This is a genomic window from Variovorax sp. J22G73, assembly GCF_030317035.1.
Classification (GTDB): Bacteria; Pseudomonadota; Gammaproteobacteria; order Burkholderiales; family Burkholderiaceae_C; genus Variovorax.
The window spans coordinates 423,870-433,265 of sequence record NZ_JASZYK010000006.1 but is presented as its reverse complement, the minus strand read 5'-3'; the positions used below and the strand labels follow the sequence as shown (position 1 = coordinate 433,265).

The following is a 9,396-nucleotide window of genomic DNA, read 5'->3' as shown; positions in this document are numbered from 1 at the left end:
ACGACTCAGCGCCGATGATAGTGCGGGTTCCCGTGTGAAAGTAGGTCATCGTCAGGCTCTTACAGCCCAGAAAACCCCAGTCAGAATTGACTGGGGTTTTTTGCTTTGCGCAACAGATAACTAAAGCAAATTCGCAATCGAACTCGCAAAGCACTCAGGCAATAAAAAAGCCCGGAAGGATCAACCTCCGGGCTTTTTGCTATTTAGAACAGCTGAATATCAGGCCGCTAGGCGCTGCTCAATCGCAGCCTTCGTCTCCGGCAATTCCTTCGGTAGGTGATGTTCCAGCTGCTTGAACAGCTCTTCATGCAGCTTCAACTCGGCTTCCCATGCCGCCTTGTCGATGCTGGTCACCGTCGCGAATTGTTCCGCGCTAAAATTCAGACCCGTCCAATTCAGGTCCTCATAACGCGGGCTCACGCCGGTAATGTGCTCGATTCCTTCCGTCTGGTTGCCTTCGACGCGGTCGATCATCCACTTCAGCACACGCATGTTCTCGCCATAACCAGGCCAGACGAACTTGCCGTCGGCGCCTTTGCGGAACCAGTTGGTCGTGTAGATCTTCGGCAGCTTGGCACCCGATGCCTCGAGCTTCTTGCCCAGGTCGAGCCAGTGCTGGAAGTAGTCGCTCATGTTGTAGCCCATGAACGGCAGCATGGCGAACGGGTCGCGGCGCACCACGCCTTGTTGGCCGGCCGCTGCTGCGGTGGTCTCCGAACCCATGGTCGCCGCCATGTAGACGCCTTCGACCCAGTTGCGTGCTTCGGTCACCAGCGGCACGGTCGTCGAGCGGCGGCCCCCGAAGATGAAGGCGTCGATCGACACGCCCTTCGGATCGTCCCAGGCCTCGTCGAGCGCCGGGTTGTTGGTCGCGGCCACGGTAAAGCGTGCGTTCGGGTGCGCGGCCTTCGCGCCGGTTTCCTTGGCGATCTGCGGCGTCCAGTCCTTGCCTTGCCAGTCGATCAGGTGCGCCGGCAGCGCCTTGCCCGGTGCGTCTTGCTCCATGCCTTCCCACCACACGTCGCCGTCGTCCGTCAGCGCGACGTTGGTGAAGATCACGCCGTCGTCCAGGCTGCGCATGCAGTTCGGGTTGGTCAGCATGTTGGTGCCCGGGGCCACGCCGAAGTAGCCGGCCTCGGGGTTGATCGCGCGCAGCGAGCCATCGGCTTGCGGCTTGATCCAGGCGATGTCGTCGCCGATGGTCGTTACCTTCCAGCCCTCGAAGCCTGCCGGCGGCACCAGCATCGAGAAGTTGGTCTTGCCGCAGGCGCTCGGGAACGCCGCAGCCACGTGGTATTTCTTGCCTTCGGGATTCGTCACGCCCAGGATGAGCATGTGCTCGGCCAGCCAGCCTTCGTCGCGGCCCATGTTCGAGGCGATGCGCAGCGCGAAGCACTTCTTGCCCAGCAGCGCGTTGCCGCCGTAGCCCGAACCGTAGCTCCAGATCTCGCGCGTCTCGGGGTAGTGAACGATGTACTTGGTCTTGTTGCAGGGCCAGGACACGTCCTTCTGCCCGGCTTCCAGCGGCGCGCCCACGGTATGCACGCAGGGCACGAAGTCGCCGTCGGCGCCCAGCACCTCGTACACGGCCTTGCCCATGCGCGTCATGATGCGCATGTTGACCGCCACATAGGGCGAGTCCGACAGCTCGATGCCGATGTGCGCGATGGGCGAGCCCAGCGGGCCCATGCTGAACGGCACGACATACATGGTGCGGCCCTTCATGCAGCCGTCGAACAGCGGCTGCAGCGTGGCGCGCATTTCGGCCGGTGCCATCCAGTTGTTGGTTGGGCCCGCGTTTTCCTTCTGCTGCGAGCAGATGAAGGTTCGGTCTTCAACGCGTGCCACGTCGGTCGGATCGGACACCGCCAGGAACGAATTGGGGCGCTTGGCCGGGTTGAGCTTCTTGAACGTTCCGGCGTCCACCAGCTGCTGGCAGAGGCGGTCGTATTCTTCCTTGCTGCCGTCGCACCAGTGAATGGCTTCGGGCTTGCACAGTGCGGCCATGTCGGCCACCCAGGCGATCAGTTTCGCGTTCTTGACGTATGAGGGCGCCTGAATGGTGAGGCCCTGCATCGTGGGTGCGTTCATCGGAAAATCTCCTAAGTTGAAAAATCGTCTTTCCGAACGGGGCGCCATGCCTGCGGCGGCATGGAGGTCCGTTTGAGAAAACGTTTCGCCTTGGGGAGACTGCGTCAACGCGGGCTGCACTGCCCGCGGACAAGATCGCCAATGCCTGTCAGCGTCAGGCCATGTAGACCGCGATGGATGCCAGCAGCAGCATCAGCACGCCGCCCGCCAGGGGCAGCACGATGGGCATCAGGTGAACGACCGACTCGACGGCGTCTTTTTCGACGGCAGCGCCGTGGCTCGGTTCGACGGGTGTGGGGTTGGACATCGGGAAGTACCTCGAATACACAAATTGACAGACTCGGGCCATTTTACCGGCGGGTAGCCTCCGACCGGTCTAGGGGGTTGCGAGCCCCCCGATCGGGTTAGCCCACTACCCACGCATGCCGGTGTTCGCAGCTCAGTGCTGCTCTTCCGCCTCGAAGCCCGCATCCTTCAGTGCGACCAGCACGCTGGCCAGGTGCGCCCGTCCGCGGGTCTGCAGCACCAGCTCGATGTCGACGTTCTGCGCCGCCAGCATGGTGAAGGCGCGCTGGTGGTGCACCTCGTCGACGTTAGCGCCCGCTTCGGCCACGGTCGCGGTGATCTGGGCCAGCGAGCCCGGCACGTCGCGCGCGCTCACGCGCACGCGGGCCAGCCGGCCGGCGCGCACCATGCCGCGCTCGATGATGGCCGCGAGCAGCAGCGGATCGATGTTGCCGCCCGACAGCACCAGCCCCACGCGCTTGCCCTTGAAGCGCTCCGGGTGCCGTATCAGCGCCGCGAGCCCGGCCGCGCCGGCGCCCTCGACCAGCGTCTTCTCGATTTCGAGCAGCATCAGCACGCCTTGCTCGATGTCGCCTTCGTCCACCAGCAGCAGGTCGTCGACCTTGCTCGCGATGATGGCCTGCGTCAGCACGCCGGGCGTTCCGACCGCGATGCCTTCGGCGATCGTGCTCTTGCCCTGCACGTGGTGCGTGCCCTTCACAGCGTTCACCATGGCCGGGAAGCGCGTGGTCTGCACGCCGACGATCTCGATGTCGGGCCTGCGCTCGCGCGCCGCCACCGCCATGCCCGCGATGAGCCCGCCGCCGCCGACCGCCACCACCAGCGTGTCGAGGTCGGGCACCGCGTCGAGCATTTCCAGCGCCACCGTGCCCTGGCCCGCGATGATGGCTTCGTCGTCGTAGGGGTGCACGAAGGTCAGGCCCTCGCGCTGCGCAAGCTCCAGGGCGTGCGCGCGTGCGGCATCGAGCGAGTCGCCGTGCAGCACCACCTCGGCGCCGAAGCCCCTCGTGCGTTCGATCTTCACGCCGGGCGTGAAGCGCGGCATGACGATCAGCGCGCGCAGGCCGAGGCGTTGCGCGTGATAGGCCACACCCTGGGCATGGTTGCCCGCAGACATGGCGATCACTCCGCGTGTACCGTTCTCGGAAAGATCGACCAGCTTGTTGCACGCACCCCGTTCCTTGAACGAGGATGTGAACTGCAGGTTCTCGAATTTCAGGAACACCTGGGCTCCGACGATCTCCGACAGGGTGCGCGATTCCACGCACGGCGTGTTGAGCACCTGACCTTGCAGGCGCGCCGCGGCGCGCTGTATTTCATCGATTCCGACCATGGCGCGCATTGTGGCTGGAATCGCACCATCAGGGTTTTTACCGTTTGCGAGTCTTCCCGAAGCCAAAAGTCTGCGTTATGGTCTCTCCGAGATTTTCCTCGTTGGAGGTTGCCTGATGGCCAAGCGTGCGGGTGTCGATGTGGTGGCTGCTGCGGTACGCGGGCAGGCATTGCCGTCGCCCGGCCTCAAGGAAGCACCGGTGCTGGAGCTCATGTGCTCGCACTTCGTGCTCACGCTCGCGGCCAAGCAGGGGCCGCGCTTCAATGTGCGGCGCGACATCAACGGCCTGCTCTCTCTCACCGGCCGGCACCTGGTGTGGCCCGCGGCAGTGCTGCAGCGGCTGCGCGAATTCCTCGGCCGGCGGTGCGCCGGCAACGAAGCGTGGAAGGGCGTCGAGAACTTCGACGGCCGCACGCTGCTGGAGCGCCACGGCGTGTGGCGCGGCCCGTATGAGGAGGGCACGCTCTTCTTCTACCTCGACGAATACGCCAAGGACCAGCCGAAGGATCTGCTCTCGGTGCTGGCCGTCACGCGCGACTGGCTCACGCATGCATTGCGCAAGCAGTCGACGCTGGTCGAGAAGAACATCGAGGCGCTCGCCGGCCTGCTGCAACTGAACAAGGCCGAGCGCGCGCTGCTCCTGTACGGCACGCTCGCGCGCTACCAGCGCGACCTGCGTTCGCTGCTGGTCGAGTTCAAGGTCAACAACGCCCCCGAGGCCTACGCGGCCATCGCCGACATCGCCGGCGTGAACGCGAGCGAAGTGGGCGAGGCGCTGCGCGCGGGCTCGCGGCTGGAGCGCATCGGCCTGGTCGAGAATCTCATCTCCGAGCACAACATCACCGACCTTGCCGACCTCATGAAGGTCAGCGAGAAGCTGCCGCCGGTGCTCATGCGCGAGTACCGCGACCACAACGAGCTGATGGCCGTGTTCACGCGGCCCTCGGCCAAGAGCGCGCTCACGCCGCACGACTTCTCGTTCGTGCAGGAAGACGCGCAGATGCTCGTCACCTTGCTGCGCGCGGCGGTCGCGCGCAAGGAGCCGGGAGTCAACGTGCTGCTGTACGGCCCGCCGGGCACCGGCAAGACCGAGCTCGCGAAGGTCGTGGCGCAGGCCGCGGGGCTGGAACTCTTCGAGGTCGAGTACGCCGACCGCGACGGCAATTCGCTGAGCGGGCGCGACCGCTACCGCTCGCTGCAGATCGCGCAGGTGTTCCTCAAGGGCAGCGCGCAGGCCGCGTTGCTGTTCGACGAGGTCGAGGACGTGTTCCCCCCTATCAGCACCGAGGCCGCGCAGTTCATGGCGCGCGCCGAGCAGATTCCCGCGCCCACCAGCGGCAGCGTGAGCGGCAAGGCCTGGGTCAACCAGATCCTCGAGGCCAACCCCGTGCCCACGCTGTGGGTCACCAACCGCATCGAGCAGATCGACCCTGCTTTCCGCCGCCGCTTTGCGTACCACCTGGAGCTGAAGTCGCCGCCCCCCGGCGCGCGCGAGCAGCTCGTGAAGAAGACGCTCGAAGGCGTGGTCGTGTCCGAGGCCTTCACCGCCAAGCTGGCCGAGCGCAAGGGCCTCACGCCCGCGCAGATCCGCACCGCGGTGCGCTTCGCCGGACTGGCGCGCACCGACGATGCTTCGGTCGAGGCCCTCATCGAGCGCCAGCTGCGTAACGCCGACCTGGCGCTGGGCACGCTGGACACCGGCCGCGGCGAGCGCCGCAGCGTGACCACCTACGACCTCGACATGCTCAACGTGGAGACCCGCTTCGAGCTCCCGCGCATCGTGGAGGCGCTGAAGGCGCGCGGCCACGGCACGCTGTGCTTCTACGGCGCGCCCGGCACCGGCAAGACCGCGCTGGCCGAGCACATCGCCAAGGCCATCGGCCGGCCGCTCATCGTCAAGCAGGCCAGCGACCTCATGAGCAAGTACGTGGGCGAGACCGAGCAGAACATGGCCGCCATGTTCCGCGAGGCCGAGAACGAGAAGGCGGTGCTGCTGCTCGACGAGGCCGACAGCTTCCTGCAGGACCGGCGCGGCGCGCAGCGCACCTACGAGGTCACCGAGGTCAACGAGATGCTGCAGGGCATGGAGCGCTTCAACGGCATCTTCGTGTGCACCACCAACCTGCTCGACCGGCTCGACCAGGCGGCGCTTCGGCGCTTCACCTTCAAGATCAAGTTCATGCCGCTCACCGCGGCGCAGCGCGAGCACATGTTCGTCACCGAGGCGCTGGCCGGCGACGCGGCGCTGATGGCCGGCGCGCTGCGCACCCGGCTCGCGCAGCTGACCCAGCTGTGCCCGGGGGATTTCGCGGCCGTGAAGCGGCAGACCGATATCCTGGCCACCGAGTTCTCGGCCGCCGAGTTCATGGACCAGCTCGAGGCCGAGCACCGCATCAAGCCCGAAGTGCGCGAGTCGCGCGGCATGGGCTTCGTGCAGTAGCCGCAGAGCACAAGAGAAGAAGAGCACAGCGCCGGGCGGGATGCCCGGGGGAGCGCAGCGCGGGCAAGGCCGTTGCACGCTGCGAAACATCCGTCCGCCACCGTGGACATCAGGAGGAGCACATGGGTTTTCGCAAGAACGACGCGCGGCGGTTGCCGCGTGCGGGTGCCTGGGCCTCGGGCGCAGCTTTCGCCGCGCTCGCCGCGACCTGCCTGCTGGCGGGCTGCGGGGGCGGCGGTGGGGGAGGAGGCGGCGGCGGCTTGCCGATCGGCCTGCTCCCCGGCGTGACCCCGCCGCCCGCCGCGGGCGACAACAACACAGGCGGCTCCGGCATCGTGGCGTCGGCCACCGTGGCCGCACAGTGCGCCGCGCCGCGCACCGGCATCAACCCCGCCACCAACCGCGCCTACCCCGACACCGCCGGCTCGCTCGACACCGAAAAGAGCTGGGTGCGCGGCTGGATCGACGAAACCTACCTCTGGTACAGCGAAGTGCCCGCCACCCTGAAGGCGGCCGACTACGCCACCCCGGTGGCCTGGTTCAACGTGCTGAAGACGCCGGCCACCACCAGCTCCGGCCGCGCCAAGGACCGCTTCCACTTCACCTACGACACCGAGGTGTACCGCCAGCTCAACCTGGGCGGCGTGTCGGCCGGCTATGGCATGGAGACGGCGTCGGTGCGCAGCTCGCCGCCGCGCGACATCCGTATCGCGCTGGTCGAGCCGAACTCGCCTGCCGCAAACGCGGGCATCCAGCGCGGCGCGAAGATCCTCACCATCGACGGCGTCAACGTCGTCAGCGCCACGGGCACCGCCAACGTGAACGTGATCAACGGCGCCCTTTCGCCGAAGGCCCTGGGCGAATCGCACAGCTTCACCTTCGACATGAACGGCACGCAGTCGACCGTGCAACTCACCGCGCAGAAGATCACCAGCACGCCGGTGCAGAACGTGAAGGTCATCGACCCGGCCGGCGCCAACGTGGGTTACCTGCTGTTCAACGACCACATCACGACCTCGGAGCCCTTGCTCATCAGCGCGGTGAACACCTTCAAGGGCGCCGCCATCAAGGACCTGGTGCTCGACATGCGCTACAACGGCGGCGGCCAGCTCGCCATCGCGAGCCGGCTGGCGTACATGATCTCGTCGCCCGCGGTCACTGCCGGCAAGACCTTCGAGCAGCTGGTCTATAACGACAAGAACCCGTTCCGCCAGACGGCGGCGCAAACCCTCACGCCCTTTCTCGGCACCAGCAACAGCGGCCAGCCGCTGCCCACGCTCGGCCTGTCGCGCGTGACGGTGCTCACCGGCCCCGACACCTGCTCGGCCAGCGAGTCGGTCATCAACAGCCTGCGCGGCGTGGGCGTGGCAGTCAACCTGGTGGGCGGTACCACCTGCGGCAAGCCCTACGGCTTCATTCCGCAGGACAATTGCGGCACCACCTACTTCGCGATCCAGTTCAAGGGCGCCAACCAGCAGGGCTACGGCGACTACAGCGACGGCTTCGCACCCGACGCCAACTGCACCGTGGCCGACGACTTCGGCCACCAGCTGGGCGACCCCGCCGAGGCCCGCCTGGCCGCCGCGCTCAACCTGCGCAGCGCGGGCGCGTGCCCGGCGCCCAGCTCGAGCAAGACCCTGGCCGGTGCGGCGCTCGACAAGTCGCAGCCCGCGCCCCAGGCCGAGCAGCCCTACCTGCTCGACCGCTCGCCGCTGCGCGAGAACCGCCTGATCGACACCCTGTCGAACCCGGGCTGAAGCCCTCGAACCCCTGCCGCGCTTTCCCCGCGCGGCAGGCGGCGTCCCGCGGAAAACCCCTAGGCCACGGCGCTTGCCACTCCCGTGGCAAGCGCCGTAGAGTTTGTGAAACGTTTGCGCAAAGCTTTGCGCAAACGTTTGTATTTCATTGCTGTCGAGTGAAGCAGCACTGAGAACCTAACTCTTAGCTCCAGGAGAAGCAGATGCGCAAATGGCTTGTGGCGACCTTGGTCGTCGTCAGCACGGTGCTGGCAGGTTGCGGCGGTGGCGGCAACGGGGGAGGCGCAGGGGCCGGAGGCATCGGCCTCGGCCCGGGCTTCGGCGGACAGCCCGGTTCCTCGGGCGGCACGGCCCAGAAGATCATCATCGACAGCGACTACAACACCATGAGCGACGACGGCCAGCTCGGCGTCATGGCCGCGCAGCTGCAGGCCGACGGCAAGGTGCAGGTCATGGGCATCAGCGTGGTCTCGGGCAACCAGTGGCTCCGGCAGGGCGTGGCCGACGCGCTGATGTCGGTGGAGCGGCTCGGCGTGGGCGACCGCATCGGCGTGTACGTGGGAGCGAACTACGCGCTCAACCACACGCTGGCCGACGTCGACGCCGAGATGGCCGCCGGCGCGGGTGGCGACGGCTACCTGGGCGCCTGGGGCGGCCCCGAGCCCAAGACCGACGCCGACCTGAAGCCCTCGCCCGACGGCTTCGCCAGGCACACCGTGGTACAGCGCAAGAGCGCGGTCGACTTCATCGTCGACACCGTGAAGGCCAACCCCGGCGAAGTGACCATCCTGGCCATCGGCCCGCTCACCAACATCGCGCTGGCCGTGAAGCAGAACCCCGAGATCGTCCCGCTCATCAAGAAGATCATCTACATGGGCGGCGCCGTCGACGTGCCGGGCAACACCACCAAGGCGGCCGAGTTCAACTGGTGGTTCGACCCCGACGCCGCGCAGTTCGTGGTGCGCCTGCCCATTCCGCAGGTGGTGGTGCCGCTGGACGTGACCGACACCGTGTTCCTCACCAAGCCGGTGTACGACCGCATCGCCCACCCGGCCAAGCCCACGGCCGTGACCGACGTGTTCCAGAAGCTCAACGGCTATGGCTTCGACGGCAAGAACGGCTTCGAGACCAACGCCAGCTACACGCAGAACATCTGGGACACGCTGACGCTCGCCTACCTCATCGACCCGAGCTACGCCACGCAGACCGCGCAGCGCTACGTCGACGTGGTCGCCAAGCCCGGTGCGCCCGACAACGGCCGCTCCATCGGCTACAGCGAGCAGCCCGCCGGCCCCACGCTGCAGAAGATGACGGTGGTGCAGAGGTTCGACAACGCGCGCTTCTTCGACCTGTACGTCGACCTGCTCACGCGGCCGGTGCCGGTCGTGCTGCCGGCGGCGAACTGAGCCGCAGGCTCGCAGGTGAGAGCAGGCTCGCAGGTGAGAGCAGGCTCGCAGGTGAGAGCAGGC

6 protein-coding genes are annotated in these 9,396 nt (G+C 66.9%); 3 read left to right on the top strand and 3 right to left on the bottom strand.

Features of this window, described 5'->3' with window-relative positions:
* Window positions 1-219 precede the first annotated feature (219 nt).
* The 3 genes from QTI51_RS23445 to QTI51_RS23435 all read right to left on the bottom strand — a co-directional run bounded on the left by QTI51_RS23445 (window position 220) and on the right by QTI51_RS23435 (window position 3,730).
* Entirely contained in the window at window positions 220-2,091 is a 1,872-nt protein-coding gene (locus tag QTI51_RS23445) for a phosphoenolpyruvate carboxykinase (GTP) (RefSeq protein WP_116911634.1), read from the bottom strand.
* A 154-nt stretch (window positions 2,092-2,245) separates the two neighbouring features.
* Window positions 2,246-2,398 (bottom strand): hypothetical protein, encoded by a 153-nt coding sequence (locus QTI51_RS23440; RefSeq protein ID WP_165840413.1) that lies wholly within the window; start codon window positions 2,396-2,398, stop codon window positions 2,246-2,248.
* A 132-nt stretch (window positions 2,399-2,530) separates the two neighbouring features.
* A complete protein-coding gene (locus QTI51_RS23435; RefSeq protein WP_207786763.1) occupies window positions 2,531-3,730 on the bottom strand; it encodes a threonine ammonia-lyase in 1,200 nt (399 codons plus the stop codon).
* Between the two features lie 115 nt (window positions 3,731-3,845).
* Here QTI51_RS23435 and QTI51_RS23430 point away from each other — a divergent pair, with 115 nt between their 5' ends.
* The 3 genes from QTI51_RS23430 (at window position 3,846) to QTI51_RS23420 (ending at window position 9,333) form a co-directional block, all read left to right on the top strand.
* Window positions 3,846-6,170 carry an ATP-binding protein gene (locus QTI51_RS23430; RefSeq protein WP_116911632.1) on the top strand — a complete coding sequence of 775 codons (2,325 nt, stop codon included), beginning with the start codon at window positions 3,846-3,848 and terminating at the stop codon, window positions 6,168-6,170.
* A 122-nt stretch (window positions 6,171-6,292) separates the two neighbouring features.
* Entirely contained in the window at window positions 6,293-7,927 is a 1,635-nt protein-coding gene (locus QTI51_RS23425; protein ID WP_286516143.1) for a S41 family peptidase, read from the top strand.
* 203 nt (window positions 7,928-8,130) lie between these two features.
* A complete protein-coding gene (locus tag QTI51_RS23420; protein WP_116911630.1) occupies window positions 8,131-9,333 on the top strand; it encodes a nucleoside hydrolase in 1,203 nt (400 codons plus the stop codon).
* Window positions 9,334-9,396: the final 63 nt, after the last annotated feature.